The 15291-nt window shown below is 38.8% G+C and carries 13 protein-coding genes and 1 pseudogene; 1 reads left to right on the forward strand and 13 read right to left on the reverse strand.

The features are described from left to right. From AKG34_RS25925 to AKG34_RS25940, 4 genes are all read right to left on the reverse strand, one after another. The gene (locus AKG34_RS25925) at nt 1-645 is read right to left on the reverse strand and encodes a YesL family protein (RefSeq protein WP_053349040.1); all 645 of its coding nucleotides are present in this window, start codon (nt 643-645) and stop codon (nt 1-3) included. Nucleotides 646-712: 67 nt separating this feature from the next. Continuing rightward, nucleotides 713-3370, reverse strand: a complete 2658-nt coding sequence (locus AKG34_RS25930) for an endo-beta-N-acetylglucosaminidase (RefSeq protein ID WP_236695059.1) — start codon at nt 3368-3370, stop codon at nt 713-715. A gap of 75 nt (nt 3371-3445) precedes the next feature. After that, on the reverse strand, nt 3446-4774 hold the full coding sequence (locus AKG34_RS25935) for a glycoside hydrolase family 125 protein (protein ID WP_053349041.1): 1329 nt from the start codon (nt 4772-4774) through the stop codon (nt 3446-3448). A gap of 5 nt (nt 4775-4779) precedes the next feature. Further along, the gene (locus AKG34_RS25940; RefSeq protein ID WP_053349042.1) at nt 4780-7497 is read right to left on the reverse strand and encodes an alpha-mannosidase; all 2718 of its coding nucleotides are present in this window, start codon (nt 7495-7497) and stop codon (nt 4780-4782) included. Nucleotides 7498-8343: 846 nt separating this feature from the next. Here AKG34_RS25940 and AKG34_RS29835 point away from each other — a divergent pair. Beyond that, a pseudogene (locus AKG34_RS29835) lies at nt 8344-8481 on the forward strand (site-specific integrase); the annotation flags it as partial. Between the two features lie 107 nt (nt 8482-8588). Here AKG34_RS29835 and rpsI read toward each other — a convergent pair. The 9 genes from rpsI to rpsK form a co-directional block, all read right to left on the reverse strand. Next, complete coding sequence (gene rpsI / locus AKG34_RS25945; RefSeq protein ID WP_053349043.1) at nt 8589-8981, reverse strand: 30S ribosomal protein S9; 393 nt, start codon at nt 8979-8981, stop codon at nt 8589-8591. Nucleotides 8982-9001: 20 nt separating this feature from the next. Further along, nucleotides 9002-9439: a 50S ribosomal protein L13 gene (rplM, locus tag AKG34_RS25950; RefSeq protein WP_034304960.1), complete on the reverse strand. Its 438-nt coding sequence runs from the start codon at nt 9437-9439 to the stop codon at nt 9002-9004. 267 nt (nt 9440-9706) lie between these two features. Next, the gene (gene truA, locus AKG34_RS25955; protein WP_053349044.1) at nt 9707-10447 is read right to left on the reverse strand and encodes a tRNA pseudouridine(38-40) synthase TruA; all 741 of its coding nucleotides are present in this window, start codon (nt 10445-10447) and stop codon (nt 9707-9709) included. 16 nt (nt 10448-10463) lie between these two features. After that, a complete protein-coding gene (locus AKG34_RS25960; protein WP_053349045.1) occupies nt 10464-11261 on the reverse strand; it encodes an energy-coupling factor transporter transmembrane component T family protein in 798 nt (265 codons plus the stop codon). Then, nucleotides 11261-12127, reverse strand: a complete 867-nt coding sequence (locus AKG34_RS25965; protein ID WP_053349046.1) for an energy-coupling factor ABC transporter ATP-binding protein — start codon at nt 12125-12127, stop codon at nt 11261-11263. Before AKG34_RS25965 ends, AKG34_RS25960 begins: the two co-directional genes overlap by 1 nt. After that, nucleotides 12103-12942, reverse strand: coding sequence for an energy-coupling factor ABC transporter ATP-binding protein (locus AKG34_RS25970; RefSeq protein ID WP_053349047.1), 840 nt, complete (start codon nt 12940-12942; stop codon nt 12103-12105). The genes AKG34_RS25965 and AKG34_RS25970 overlap by 25 nt, the downstream gene beginning before the upstream one ends. A 375-nt stretch (nt 12943-13317) precedes the next feature. Beyond that, the gene (rplQ, locus tag AKG34_RS25975) at nt 13318-13680 is read right to left on the reverse strand and encodes a 50S ribosomal protein L17 (protein WP_053349048.1); all 363 of its coding nucleotides are present in this window, start codon (nt 13678-13680) and stop codon (nt 13318-13320) included. A gap of 82 nt (nt 13681-13762) precedes the next feature. Next, nucleotides 13763-14707, reverse strand: coding sequence for a DNA-directed RNA polymerase subunit alpha (locus AKG34_RS25980; RefSeq protein ID WP_053349049.1), 945 nt, complete (start codon nt 14705-14707; stop codon nt 13763-13765). A gap of 176 nt (nt 14708-14883) precedes the next feature. Next, on the reverse strand, nt 14884-15273 hold the full coding sequence (rpsK, locus tag AKG34_RS25985) for a 30S ribosomal protein S11 (protein ID WP_028390438.1): 390 nt from the start codon (nt 15271-15273) through the stop codon (nt 14884-14886). Nucleotides 15274-15291 lie beyond the last annotated feature (18 nt).

Below are 15291 nucleotides of genomic sequence, written 5' to 3' on the forward strand. Positions count from 1 at the left end.
TTAATTTATACTTTCCTCAATCTTCATATGTTCATTTACTTGTGATTGCTGTTGTTCTATAGTTTTAAACCTTTTTATACAAACATTCATAATCCAATATGCAGGTAGTACACCTGAAATAAATGGTATAAGTCCCGGCATATTCGTGATTAAATAGCCAATAAAAAACAAACCAATACAAATCATTAATGTGGAAAAAGGACTAATAAGTGAAATAATAAATGATTGTTTTATGTAATCCTTTAGTGAGTAATGATAATGTACATATAGAGGGAAAAAGTGAACTATAGCATTCAAATATAAAAGAATGATAAAGCTAATAAAGACATAAAGAATAACGGAAAACGTTCCTTCCATGCTTTCAGCAATTCTTAAATCGACATATAAAAAAAAGCCAATTACTGCATAAATCAGCCCAATACAATTTGAACGGACAAACTCTTTTTTAAAGGTTTCTTTAAATGTTTTCAATAAGGGAACATCTAGGTCCTTCATCTTCCACTTTCGTGTAACAGCAAATAAAGCAACAGTCGCCGGCATAATCCCAAAAACACCTAATCCAGCCACAATAAATACAAACCAAAGAATATTCGTCCATACTAACCTAACGATCCATTCACTTACTTCTTGTAACATTCTCCCCATGTTTTTCATCCCCTACCAATATGATAAAAGGAAAGGGGGAAAAACCCCTTTCCGATTATCATATTACTTAATATCCATATGCTTCGACTTCAAATATTCTAATTGCTTGATCTCCACCTTGTGTTGGTTGTTGGACAGAAAAGCGAATATATCGAGCTTCTGTCGTTGTAATGGCATGTTCTGAGATAGCATCTGTATTATTTGTGACAGTTACTGCGTTCGTCCAATTTTCACCGTCAAGACTTACCTCGATCGTGAATGCCCTCGTATTAAAGGCTGCTGGCTCTCCACCTGCTTCAGCATGTTTGACAACAAACTTTGATAGATGAAACGCCTCACCGAAATCGACTTCTAACCAATGATTTGCACCAATTGCACACCATTTACTATTATTCGTCACGATTCCATCAATCGCGTACTTTGGTCCTTCAGAAGGGGCGCATTGTCCACTAGCAGTTGCAGTTTTGTTCAGTGCAACGTTAGTAATGTTTTTTGCATCCTTTGAAATTGTAATAAAGCCTTCTTTTGTAAGGACATCCTCACCTTCGCTATTTTTAGCAATTAGGGTAACTGAGTACACTCCTTCTTCTTCATACCTTACAACTGGATTATTCTCAGTACTTACTAAAGGTGTACCACCTTCAATCTGCCATTCAACTTCTTCTGTCGCTTCAGATGAATTGTTAAAAAACTGGATTTCTTCACCTGGTGCTGCGACTGTTTGACTTACGCTAAAGTCTGCCTTTGGTTGCGGGTATGCAGGCCATTTAAACATTACCTTCGCAGCTTTACCTCGAACAAAATCAGTAGTTACAGCTACTATTTCTAGGGTAGTTGCTGTTTCCTTACCACTTCTTCGTAAATTTGAAATGTAGTATGCATCGTTTGGAACTGCTCCGATAAATTCTTTTTTACCTTTAGGAAGTTCGCGATAAATTTCATAATGCTGAATATCACCTTCCACTGACTCCCATGATAAATCTAAATCAGCATATAGTCCCTTCGAGAAAGTTGGATTTTTCACCTTGGCTTTCGTTGGTATCGCTGGGACCTCTTTATCGTTATGTTTATTTGTAACTTTAATTTCTCCGATGTTGATTTGATAATCTTTTATTGCTTCATCACTCTCGAAGAATAGAGAAATAGTTGCAATTTTTTTCCCCTTATATTTGTTTAATTTAAATGTTTCTTCCATCCATTGATCTCGACTCTTTTTCTTCACATCAAAAAACACAAAATCATCAGGGTGGTCCACAAAGCTTACACCAAGTTTCATGTTAGGCTTTTTCACATCAGTTTTGTAAGTTACAGAGATCTCAGTATCCTTTTCAACTGGTAGATTCGTTTTATAAAGCTTCACATGTGTCGCATTTTTTTTCGTTAGGGTACCAGAAACCTTCAAAGAGCTACCACCGTAAAATGCTGTATCCCAATCGAAATCAACATTTAGAGGCTCCCCTTTGCTATCCTTTAACCAGCGCCATGTTGGTAAAATATCTTGTAAACTACGGTTATTCCATTCTTTTATACTTTGTGTAGAACCACCTACTGCAAAGAATTCCCCACTACCTGTATTAAAATGTGTTACAAATGGAAGCTCTTGAATTACCGTTTTTGCAGTAAAGTAGTGAGCCATCCCTTTCCAGTTTCCATTTTCACCAGTCTTGCGAGGATCCCCAGCTTTTCCAGTCCAGAATTCTTGTTCTTTCTGATAGAACGCTTCCATTGTTTCAGATGTTTTAAAAGCCCAGTCTGGACGGTAAATCCCTAAGGAAGTCAAAGGTTTTTGTCCTTCTGGGAAAATGCCATTCCAAGGAATGTTTGTCTTAGTTCCATTTGCTTCTACATCAATGCCAGTATATAGGTCATATGGACTTCTACCAATTTCCAATGCCTTATCATGAGAGGATTGTTGATTCGTCCACCAGAAATTTAAAAACATACTGTCGGAAATTCTGTCATTACCATCTTGTAAGAACATTTTATTACGATCTGTTAAGTGATTTTGCCAGTTAATTGATCCGTTTTCTACCATTGAGTCATACCACATAATGTGCATGTCTTCTTGCTTATTGTCTTGTAGATATTTTAAAAACTTTTTCGTTTTTTGTGCAGTTTCATTATTTCCACCTGCTGTTTCTTGGTTGATAAACCAGCCGTCAAATCCGTAATATTTAGCAACCTCTAAAAGTTTGTCAGCAGCAGGAAATGACCCATCCTCACGCTGTGTAAGCATTTGGTCTACCCATTTCGCTTGTCCTCCGTACGTTATTGGAGGAAAGAAAATAGTACCTAAGATTGGAACGCCATTTTTATGAGAAGCATCAATCACATCAGCGCTTGGAGGAGTAATAATTCCTTCTCCAGCAGAACCCGCCCAATACACCATTAAATCAACGTACTGCCAGTAGCTAAATGTATTTGCAAAAAATTTATTTCCGCCTTGAGATGGAACCCCGCTTGTGTTGGGATTTAATGCCGATAATGCAACCAATTTAGCTTCTGACTGAGATGTTTCATTCACATTGAAAACAACTTCTCTATCAGCTAATGGAACAGTACTTTTGTTATATACAGCATCAGAATCATTTTCTGGACTCCACTTTAATAATGTTTCAGGATACCAATAAGATGATTCCGGCTGTTTTGCAAAACCCGTAATCGGAAGTACACAAACTAAAAGCAAACCTAAGAACGCAGTGACAAGACCATATCTTATTTTCAACAAATTCCCACCCCTGTTAGTAAGATTATTTTATCCATCCTCTGTAACAACCAAGATGCGGTACTGTGTCTTAACTTAGATATTGTTTTCTTGTAGCTTTTTATAAAGCGGACTACCTTTAACTGCAAAACCACATAAACTTAATACAAATTCACTAAACATCGAATTCGCCCATGAGAACCACTCTCTCGTAAATTCTTCTGGTTGGTCTGCATTAAAGCCCTCATGCATAAATCCAGTTCCGCCATCCGATTGCTTCATCTCTTCCAAAATTCTCTTCTTATCAGAAGCATCTGTAGATGTCATCCCCTCAATTGCTAATGCAATATGCCATATATAATGATCGGGTGTATGAAGACTCCCAATTCCATTGGCCACTTTTCCTTCATAAAAGTAAGGATTATCTCTACTTAATAAAAAGCGGCGAGTATTCTGATAGGTTTTATCATCAAATTGGCACCAGCCCAGATAAGGAGCTGCTAGTAAACTAGGGATGTTCGCATCATCCATAAGATGATATCTTCCCATTCCATCCGTTTCATAGACATATAAATCTCCATAAATCGGATGTTCTAACACTGCATATTCTTCTATTCCTGCTTTTATCTCAGAAGCTAGTTGCTCACATTGCTTTGCAAGGCTTTCATCCTTTAAAACTTCTCTACAGATCTCTGATGCATAACCTAGCACTACTACCGCAAACATATTTGCAGGTACTAAATAACCATATAAACAAGCATCATCACTTGGTCTAAATCCACTCCAAGTCATTCCCGTTCTCACAGTTTTAGATCCTTTCCCATCCCTGTTCAGAGTATCTGATTGTCTTACATCCATTCTTTCAAAGCTATATGGTGATTCATCCTCATGATTTTGTTCCACTTTCCAGACATGCAGAATCTTGTTCAATGCTTTTACAAATGTGTCATCAAAGTAGGCCGTTCTTCCAGTTGATTTCCACAATAGGTAAGAAAGCTGAATTGGATAGCAAAGTGAGTCAATTTCATATTTACGTTCCCATGTCATTGGGGACATATCAGTTTTATCATCTTGATGGCCTTTTCCATTAGCGGTTTCATTGAATGCATTTGCATATGGGTCATGAACGATATAGTTCATTTGACGACGAACAACACCTTCAATTAATTTCGCCATTTCTTCGTCCTTTTCAGCAGCAAGTAAATATGGACGTACTTGGGCAGCTGAATCTCTTAACCACATAGCTGGTATATCACCTGTAATGACAAATGTTGTTCCATCTTCTTGTGGCTTTAGTGTTGTTTCATACGTATTAACAAAACATTGTTCAAACATCTCATGAAGCTTTTTATCTTCAGGGAAATTCTTCTTCACCTTTTCTATTAAATAAGATAGTGATTGTGGGATTGTTTTCTCAGTGTTCATTACCTTCACTCCTTCACTTGCCAACCAAGGCTAATAATTTCAAACGGTTTTACTTTTTCTTGAATTTGCGTATTTTCAAACGGCTCTTTCACATTCTCAACGATAGTACTCTTATAACTATTTGTACCTTGCATTGGTTGAGCAATTACCATTGTTTCTTTTTCAGATGTGTTAAACCATCGAGCAATTACATCATCTCTTTCCTCCGCTAGCTTGATAGAAGAGATTGCTAATGATTTACCTTCCCAAGTAAAAAATGTCTTTTCGGTTGGAAGTAACCCTTCATGTACATCTGTTTGTACAGCAATCACAGGCACTTGGAAGTCATACGCCTCTTTGAATACTTCTGACTCAACCACTGTACCTTTGTGAGGGATAACCATCCATTCTGCTTGGTACGTTCCAATACATTGAGCCTCTGGTGTTGAAAATAGACCCCAATCCCCTAACTCAGAAGTTGAACGGAGAATCGTAACGGCTATTGTTTGTTGTTCCTCAAGGATTTCATACTCATGTAATCCTTTATTCGCAATTGTCATCCCATGCTTTCCATCTGTTACACTTACAAAAACCTGTTGGTGATGATCGAAACTAGGATTGTCCCACTCTCTTTCAGGTATATTAGGACGTTTTGCCACTTCAAAAATACTGTCTGCATAGTGTTCATTCGTACTTAGATTAGTTGGAAAAAGAACACGTAGACGATGATCCTTTGCTTGGTTTTCAATTGTAACCTTAACAGAAGGCCCCTTCGCTTTTTGATCTAACTGAATATGAGTAGTTAAACGAATTGTTACATTTTCAGAAGATCGACCTGATAGCCGGTCCTTATGCCAAACTAATAGTTCCTTTTCTCGTTGAAACTGTTCACCAGCCTCTTTTGGAATCTCCCACTCATGAACAAGTTCTATAACGGAACGTAATGAATGGTCTTCAACTACTCTTATCTCCGCTTTCAAATCTTTCGTTGTAAGTGGAACTTCACCATTTGGCTTCTTAAACATATATTCGTTACCAATGTCCCCGCTATTTTCATAAATTCCTAGATTTTCGAATACTTTCCCAGTCTGTTTGTCAGTCAATGTATACGAACCATTTTCATGAACAAACAAATGAACAAATTCATTCTCCAATTCACGAGCACATTGATTAATCGATGGCTGTTCATTCAACTTCGTTTCCTTGGCCGGTTTGATATAAAATGTTTTATATCCATAGCCCGGAAGAGATTGAGCTAGGAATGTTAATTTGATAATTCTTGCATAATAGGGACGTCGGAAACCATCTCCTGGTAACTCATATCCAAAACGGGTACCAAGGTCCTTTGTTTTACAAACATGTACCTTACCACTTTTATCAACCAAATTAATATCAGGTAAATCCTTCGAACCAAGGAAATCTGGAATCTCTGAAAAAGGCATATCTGAAAAATAGACTTTTTCTAGCTCAACTTCCTTTTCGATAACCACATCTCGTGAATTTCCTGATGTGTTAAAAACAACAACTGGAATCATATCCTCATCAACAACACTTTGTTTCGTTGAAATATGAGATACAACTTCATTGGCCTTCTCCTCGATAATAGTTGATGTAGTCTGCTGAACCTTCTCAAAACGAGTTACCATTTCTCGATGTACTTCATCTACACTACAACCGCAAATACTGTCATGTGGATGGTTTTCCATCAAAGTTTTCCATGCATATCGTAAATAATCACGTGGATATTCATGACCAAGAAAATATGAAAAAACGGATAGTGGTTCAGCCACTTTTTCTAAAAGTGTTTGACACTTTTGATTCATCTGCTTTAAATAGATGCGGGCAGATGCTGTATTTACAAGAGTTGACCACCCATCTGTACGTTGATTTCGCAGTTCACCGGTAATAGTCTGGAGTTGTTCTGGTAATGATTCCTGAAGTACTTCCATATAATCATCAAAATTAGAGTGTACAAACGTGATATCTGGAAAAAGTTCTTCAGCCACCTTGATTGCTTCTCCTATATCCACTTGAATTGGCTGATGATCACAACCATTCATGAAAAGAAGATTTGGTGTTGAAGAATATTTCTTAGCATCAGCTAGTTTTGTTTCCCAATACTTTTTCGCACTCTCTCTATCAACTGGTACTTCATTGCCGTTTGAATACCAATTCGCAAACAAAACACCAAGCACCGCCGAGCCATCTGGCGACTTCCACTTAAGTTCTGAATATGGCGATTCAAATGTTTTCGCATCGCTCACCATATTATTAAATCCGGTTGGTTTCACACCTCTCCCAAACGCAGCAGTTTTAATATTAGCTTGCTGAAGCAATTGAGGTGCTTGCCCGTAAATGCCAAATGTATCTGGGAAGTACCCTACCTTTGACACAACACCGTATTCCTTTGCAGCTTGTAACCCATACAACATATTTCTGACATTCGCTTCCGAGCTTGTTAAAAATGCGTCCTGTAACACATACCAAGGACCGATATGAAGCTTTTTTTCTTGTACTAGCTTCTTAATCAATTCTTTTTTATCAGGACGAATTTGGAAATAATCTTCTAAAATAATCATTTGTCCATCCAAGTGAAAGCTCTGAAAATCTTCCCCCTTTTCAAACAAATCGATAAGTGTATCCATCAACTTCACTAAATAGTACCGATGCTTTTCAAAAGGCATATACCATTCCCGATCCCAGTGGGAGTGGGAAATAATATGCGCAGTAGTCTTAAATTCCATTTTGTTTCCCTCCTATATCTCAATCCTTCGACAGGATAGCAACCGCAGCATCCTTTACTCCCGTCAATGTACCAAGACGCTTTTTATAACTTCAGTAATTAGCTATCTTGGTGTAAAAGGTGATTGGTTATTTACTACTAGCCATTAATAAAATGCTGGCTGTTCGATGATGGCACCACCACCTAATACGAACAGCTAAGGATTTAATACTTGAACTGCTAGATCGGTATTAGGAAAGCGCTATCAATATTTTGCACTATAGGATAACCATGCCACGATTTAAATTGTGTGGATTTAGTACCTTCACTTGTTTCAAATCTAGCTGACCCGGAGCACCTATACCGATTCCTGTAATGGTTAGGAATTGTTGCATTGAATTCTTTTACACACGATACACTCAAGTTGGTAGCGTATAACCTGGTATTTTACTTAGGTCGGAAATTCATGTGCTGTTAGGACGTCTCCATCCTCTTGTACAAAGTCAATCGCTATATTCGTTCCTCCAATATCATGCCTATAGCAGTTTTCATGTACAATCGCCTTCTTCTACTTTTCTTCACATTAACGATATGTTTCAGCAAATCAATAGTCAATCACCACAGAGAAAGTGATAAGCTTTTTCCATATAATCTAAAATTTATCCATATTTTATGAAAGTGTAATTTTTTTTTAGTATAAGACCTTGTTCAAATAGAAAGACAAAAAGAGCCGAGTAGATCAATGCACCGAAATTTAGAGTAGTGGGGGAGATATCTTTTTAAAGTCAAAATTTCAATACTTGGCTAACTTATATCATAAGTATCTGTAATTTTTGAGAAGCATGAGGAACTTTAGCCCATTACTATACATGCTTCCCTTTTATTTGAAGCTGGTGTAGGTATAAAAGAGGCTCAAGAGCGGTTAGGTCATCTGGATATTCAAATTACAATGAACGCCTATATACACCTTACAGACTACTTAATAGAGCAGACAGGAGAGCCCTAAAGGTACATTGAGCTATGATAGTGATGAAATACGTGTGGGCAAAAAATTTTATACAAAAAAAAGACCCCCAACCAAAATGGTTGAGAGCCTTTGAAACGGTAATAGAATTAACGTTTTGAGAACTGAGGTGCACGACGTGCGCCTTTAAGACCGTATTTTTTACGTTCTTTCATACGTGGGTCACGAGTTAGTAAACCAGCAGATTTAAGAGCTGGACGGAATTCTGGATCAACTTGAAGCAATGCACGAGCGATACCGTGACGGATTGCTCCAGCTTGACCAGTGTATCCACCACCGCTAACGTTTACAAGAACGTCGTAATTTCCAGTAGTTTCTGTTGCAACTAGTGGTTGGTTAACAACTTCACGTAATGCTGCGAAAGGAATATATTCATTAATGTCACGACCGTTAATAACGATGCGACCTTCGCCTGGTACTAAACGTACACGAGCTACTGAGCTCTTACGGCGACCAGTACCATAATATTGAACTTGTGCCAAGATAGTAACCTCCTTAGTAATTATCCGCGTAATTCGTATACTTCTGGTTGTTGAGCAGCGTGTGGGTGCTCAGCTCCAGCGTATACGTGTAATTTTTTATAGATTTGACGACCAAGAGAATTCTTTGGAAGCATACCTTTGATAGCAAGTTCAAGCATTCTCTCAGGGTAGTTTGTACGCATTTCAAGAGCAGTTCTAGTTTTAAGACCGCCTGGATGCATAGTGTGACGGTAATAAATTTTGTCAGTCAATTTTTTACCAGTCAAATGGATTTTTTCAACATTGATCAAAATTACATGATCACCAGTGTCAATGTTTGGTGTAAAAGTTGGTTTATGTTTACCACGTAAGATGGATGCTACTTCAGTAGAAAGGCGACCCAAAGTTTTGCCTTCAGCGTCAATCACATACCATTTACGTTCTACTTCATTAGCTTTCGCCATAAATGTCGTACGCATGGTTAACCTCCTAAAAAACTTTTTAATTTTTTATATTTATTTTCAATCACAATAAACTTCCGGGGCTTATCGTGGGATTAAAATACATACCATATTATATTAACTTCTCCCAGTTTCATTGTCAAGGGAATGTTACACTAGGATAAGTTGTCTATAAAACACTTTCTACAACTCAGCGAAAAGATCAGTATCGCCTCAACCCGCTTTACTATTGATCTTAACCATTTTGTCACTTGTAAAAAAACTGATATCACACTTAAAATATTTTTATTTGTAAAATACTTTCCATAAATACAGTCCATGACCTGGTGCTGTTTTCCCAGCAAAACTACGGTCTTTCTTGTCCAATATCCCAATTATATCTCGAGGTGCTATTTTGCCGCTCCCGACTTCTAGAAGCGTCCCAACTAAGATACGCACCATATTATACAGAAAGCCTTCTCCAACAAAGCGAAAAACCATAAATCCATCAGTCTCATTAAAATCCATTTCTTGAATAGTTCGGACTTTATCGACCACTTCTGTTTTTGCCGAACAAAAACTTGTAAAGTCATGGGTCCCTATTAAATAGGAAATTGCTTCCCTCATTGCCTTCTCATCTAATGAATAAGGATAATGATAGGCGTAATTGCGTTGAAACGGATCCTGCAGTTTTGAACGGGCAATAATATATCGGTACTCCTTGCCAGTCGTATGGAACCTTGCATGAAAATCTGCAGACACAATATCGACTTCCAAAACGACGATATCGCTTGGAAGAAGGGCGCTGAACGCCTTTACCCAATTTTCAGTAGGAAATGTAAGGGGTGATTCAAAATGAATGACCTGACCCTTTGCATGAACCCCTGAATCTGTCCGGCCTGAAGCTGTCACTTTTACAATTTCACCCTTATGCATTTTGGCTAGGACTTCCTCAAATTCACTTTGTATCGTTCGTTTCTCAGGTTGCACCTGATAACCAGCGAAATCTGTGCCATCATAAGCAATCACACATTTATATTTTGGCATATAGTACTCTTCCTTATTATGAACGTAATAAAAATAACATGACCGCAAGAGCACCTAGAGAGACCATCAACAGGCTGTCACTAGTCTTCCAACTTAATTGACGGTATTTTGTACGGCCTTCCCCACCACGGTATCCTCTGGATTCCATGGCTGTTGCCAATTCTTCTGCCCGTTTGAACGAGCTCACAAATAATGGGACAAGCAGCGGTACTATCGATTTAACCCTATCCTTTATTGGACCTGATGAAAAATCAACTCCCCTTGCTGTTTGTGCCTTCATGATTTTTTCGGTTTCTTCCATTAGCGTTGGAATGAAGCGAAGGGCAATGGACATCATCAATGCTAGTTCATGAACCGGCATCTTCCATTTTTTTAAGGGCCCCAACAACTCTTCCATTCCATCAGTAATGGATATCGGTGTTGTCGTCAACGTTAATAGAGACGTAACCAGAATTAGTAAGGTAAACCTTAAGGATATAAATAACCCTTGCATCAAGCCACCTTCGTAAATTTCAAACCAGCCATATTTAAAAAGGACTTCTCCTTCTTTCGTAAACAAGATATGCAGTAAGAATGTAAAGACGATTAAGAAAAAGATAGGTTTTAATCCATTATAAAGATAGCGAAGCGGAATCTTAGAAAGACTAATTAACATAACCGTAAATACAGCAAGCAAAGAGTATGAAACGACATTATTCGCCAAAAAAACGACACAGACAAACAGGAATACCAACAGTAGCTTAGCCCTCGGGTCCATTTTATGCATCACAGAGTCAGAAGGGACATAACGCCCGATAATCATTTTATCCAGCATTAGCGGTTCCCCCGTTTCATCGCTTTATCGATTTCTATCGCTAAATCCCCGATATTAAGACAAGGGTGATCAAAACGAACACCTAGTTCCTTCTGAAGCTTGAGCTGAAAACGGACCGTATCAGGTACATCCAGACCAAGCTCTAGCAACTGCTCAGGCTGGGAAAAAATCTCCTGAGGAGTCCCTTTTTTGAACACCGTACCCTGGTGCATGATAATGATGTCATCCGCATACTTAGCTGCATCCTCCATGCTATGAGTCACCAGAATCGTTGAAATGCCGCGAACTTTATGCAAATCATAAAACATATCCATAATCTCTTTCCGTCCTCTTGGATCAAGTCCGGCTGTAGGCTCATCTAGTACCAATACTTCCGGTTCCATAGCCAGTACACCTGCAATCGCTACCCGTCGCATTTGACCACCGGATAAGTCGAATGGAGATTTTACCAGGATATCCTCACTTAGTCCAACTTGTACAATGGCTTTCCTTGCTAATTTCTTAGCTTCTACTTCAGAAACCCCAAAATTCATTGGCCCGAAACATATATCCTTTTCAACGGTTTCATCAAATAGCTGGTGTTCCGGAAACTGAAAAACAATACCGACCTTTTGTCTAATCGGCCGTAATAACTTTTCTTTTTTTCCGGCTTCTATCGTCCGATCTCCAATGAAGACTCGGCCCTTAGTCGGTTTTAAAAGAGCATTTAAATGCTGCAGTAACGTTGATTTACCGGAGCCTGTATGGCCTATTATTGCAGTATAGGTTCCCGATTCCATTGAAATATTAACATCATGAAGGGCTAGATGTTCAAAGGGAGTATTGACCTGATAGCGGTATTCTACATCATCGAGTGTAATTCGCATAAATCCTTCACCAACTCTTCCTCTGTCAAATGCCCATTCACAACACGAACACCATTTTTTTGCAACTCTTTAGTTAGTTTTACCGAAAAGGGAATATCTAGACCAAGAGCTATTAATTCTTCCTCTAATTCAAAAATATCTTGAGGAGGCCCTTCGCGATATAACTGACCTTGATTCATGACTATCATACGATCAGCTTTCGCAGCTTCCTCAAGATCATGGGTAATCGATATAACTGTAATCTCATTTTCCTGTTTTAATTCTCTCACAGTTTCAAGCACTTCTTCACGGCCTCTTGGGTCAAGCATAGAGGTTGCTTCATCTAAGATGATGATATCTGGCTGTAAGGCAATGACACCTGCTATGGCCACTCGTTGCTTTTGACCGCCGGATAGATGGTGCGGCTCTTGATTAAGAAAGGCATTCATTTTAACCTTATTCAGCGCACCATGAACACGCTCCACCATAACCTGCTGAGAAACACCGGCGTTTTCTAAACCAAAAGCCACATCATCCTGAACTGTAGTGCCTACAAATTGATTATCTGGATTTTGAAAAACCATGCCAATTTTCTGGCGTACATCCCAAACGGTTTCTTCCGTCATTATTTGATCATTAATCATAATCGTACCTGAGTGGGCGAACTGAAGACCATTCAATAACTTCGCTAATGTCGACTTGCCGGAACCATTATGGCCAACGATCGCAAGCCACTCCCCTTGATAAATATCAAAAGAAACATCATCTAAGGCGTTTCGAGACTGACCCTCATATCTAAAAATAATATTCTCTAAAGAAACCAGCTTCTTCCCCATGTGGCCCTCCTCATCCTCGACTGCACTCATCTTATCTTAACTCTGCTGAATTAACATAAATAAACAATGAAATATCAGTATTTATTCTTCTGAAAATATAAAAAAACGCTGCACCCCTTCCACCGAAAGAATTTTCGGTAAATTAAGAGCAGCTTACAGCGGGCCTGTTACGAAAAACAGGTTATCTTATAATCGCTTATAAAAAGCGGGAAGGGATGCTTGAGCTAGACGTGAAGGCTCCCTGTAGAACAGGTTCCGCCAGCCATCGTAACACTCAATGCGAATTTCTAAAAAAACAGAATTTCTATAAAAAAAGAAAAAGGGCAAAGAACAAGTGAGTATATTCATTTGTCCCGCCCTTTTTCATCGTTGTTATTAAACTAATTCAATAACCACGACTGGTGCACCGTCACCGCGGCGTGGACCAACTTTCATGATACGAGTGTATCCGCCTTGACGTTCTTCATAACGTGGAGCAACGTCACTGAATAGCTTATGAAGGGCATCTGTACCATTCTCAGCGTCAGCGATTTCGTTACGGATGAATGCTGCAGCTTGACGGCGTGCATGCAAGTCACCACGTTTACCAAGAGTGATCATTTTATCTACTACAGAACGTAATTCTTTTGCACGTGCTTCAGTAGTTTCAATGCGCTCATGGATAATAAGATCCGTAGCTAAATCACGAAGTAATGCTTTACGTTGTGCGCTAGTGCGTCCTAACTTTCTGTAACCCATTAGAGATTCCCTCCTTTGTTGAAGTTCTATATTGTGTGTCTATTACAAGGCTCACAACATAATGGATGATTCCGCCATGTTATCAGTCGTCTTTACGAAGACCTAAGCCTAATTCTTCTAGTTTCGCTTTCACTTCTTCAAGTGATTTACGGCCTAGATTACGAACTTTCATCATATCTTCTTCCGTTTTGTGAGCAAGCTCTTGAACGGTATTGATTCCAGCACGTTTCAAGCAGTTATAAGAACGAACAGAAAGGTCTAATTCTTCGATCGTCATCTCAAGAACTTTTTCTTTTTGATCCTCTTCTTTTTCAACCATGATTTCAGCATTTTGAGCTTCGTCAGTTAACCCAACAAAGATATTTAAATGCTCTGTTAAAATCTTAGCTCCAAGTGCTACCGCTTCTTGCGGACCCGTACTGCCATCAGTCCAAACATCGAACGTTAACTTGTCAAAGTTAGACAACTGTCCAACACGTGTATTTTCAACTTGGAAAGATACTCGTGAAACTGGAGTGTAAAGAGCATCGATTGGAATTACACCAATTGGCTGATCTTCTCTCTTGTTTTGAACAGCAGGAGTGTAGCCGCGGCCGCGACGTGCAGATAAACGCATACGCATATGACCGTTTTTACCGATTGTAGCAATATATAAATCCGGATTAAGAATTTCTACATCACTATCATGAGTGATATCAGCAGCCGTAATGACTCCGTCACCTTGAACGTCAATTTCTAGCGTCTTCTCTTCATCAGAGTAAATCTTTAGAGCTAGTTTTTTCACATTAAGAATGATAGATGTAACATCTTCTACGACGCCTTCAATTGTTGAGAACTCATGTAGCACTCCATCAATTTGTATAGCTGTGACAGCAGCACCTGGGAGTGAGGATAAAAGGATACGACGTAAGGAGTTACCCAATGTAGTACCATACCCACGCTCTAGTGGCTCTACGACGAATTTACCGAATTTGGTATCGTCGTTGATTTCAACCGTTTCGATTTTTGGTTTTTCTATTTCGATCATCAATAAACCCTCCTTCAAAACGTCAAAACCCCGGTAAGTAAACATGTCACTTAAACCGAAATTCCCCATGTATACGTTCCCGCTGTGCGCAACAACTGAAAATTAATCTTCTGTAAGAACGCAAACTTAGTATTATATCCCATTATTGACAGGAATACAAAATCTATACAGAAAAATTAAACACGGCGACGTTTTGGTGGACGGCATCCGTTATGTGGAACTGGAGTTACATCTTTAATTGCAGTTACTTCTAGGCCAGCAGCTTGAAGTGCACGAATAGCAGCCTCACGTCCAGCACCAGGTCCTTTAACTGTAACTTCAAGAGTTTTCATACCATGTTCAATTGATGTTTTAGCAGCTGTTTCAGCAGCCATTTGTGCAGCGAATGGCGTAGATTTACGAGATCCACGGAATCCTAAAGCTCCAGCACTTGACCAAGAAATAGCATTACCATGAGAGTCAGTGATCGTAACGATTGTGTTATTGAATGTTGAACGAATATGTGCAATACCAGTTTCTATATTCTTTTTCACACGACGTTTACGTGTATTAGTTTTACGTGCCATGAAAAGTAACCTCCTTTA

The sequence above is a fragment of the Peribacillus butanolivorans genome, assembly GCF_001273755.1.
In the GTDB taxonomy this organism is placed as follows: domain Bacteria; phylum Bacillota; class Bacilli; order Bacillales; family DSM-1321; genus Peribacillus; species Peribacillus butanolivorans.

Bases quoted from the DNA above. Each gene is read 5' to 3' on its own strand.
- AKG34_RS25925 (WP_053349040.1), bottom strand. From the start codon at position 645: ATGGGGAGAATGTTACAAGAAGTAAGTGAATGGATCGTTAGGTTAGTA.
- AKG34_RS25935 (WP_053349041.1), bottom strand. From the start codon at position 4,774: ATGAACACTGAGAAAACAATCCCACAATCACTATCTTATTTAATAGAA.
- AKG34_RS25940 (WP_053349042.1), bottom strand. From the start codon at position 7,497: ATGGAATTTAAGACTACTGCGCATATTATTTCCCACTCCCACTGGGAT.
- rplM (WP_034304960.1), bottom strand. From the start codon at position 9,439: ATGCGTACGACATTTATGGCGAAAGCTAATGAAGTAGAACGTAAATGG.
- truA (WP_053349044.1), bottom strand. From the start codon at position 10,447: ATGCCAAAATATAAATGTGTGATTGCTTATGATGGCACAGATTTCGCT.
- AKG34_RS25960 (WP_053349045.1), bottom strand. From the start codon at position 11,261: ATGCTGGATAAAATGATTATCGGGCGTTATGTCCCTTCTGACTCTGTG.
- AKG34_RS25965 (WP_053349046.1), bottom strand. From the start codon at position 12,127: ATGCGAATTACACTCGATGATGTAGAATACCGCTATCAGGTCAATACT.
- AKG34_RS25970 (WP_053349047.1), bottom strand. From the start codon at position 12,942: ATGGGGAAGAAGCTGGTTTCTTTAGAGAATATTATTTTTAGATATGAG.
- rplQ (WP_053349048.1), bottom strand. From the start codon at position 13,680: ATGGGTTACAGAAAGTTAGGACGCACTAGCGCACAACGTAAAGCATTA.
- AKG34_RS25980 (WP_053349049.1), bottom strand. From the start codon at position 14,707: ATGATCGAAATAGAAAAACCAAAAATCGAAACGGTTGAAATCAACGAC.
- rpsK (WP_028390438.1), bottom strand. From the start codon at position 15,273: ATGGCACGTAAAACTAATACACGTAAACGTCGTGTGAAAAAGAATATA.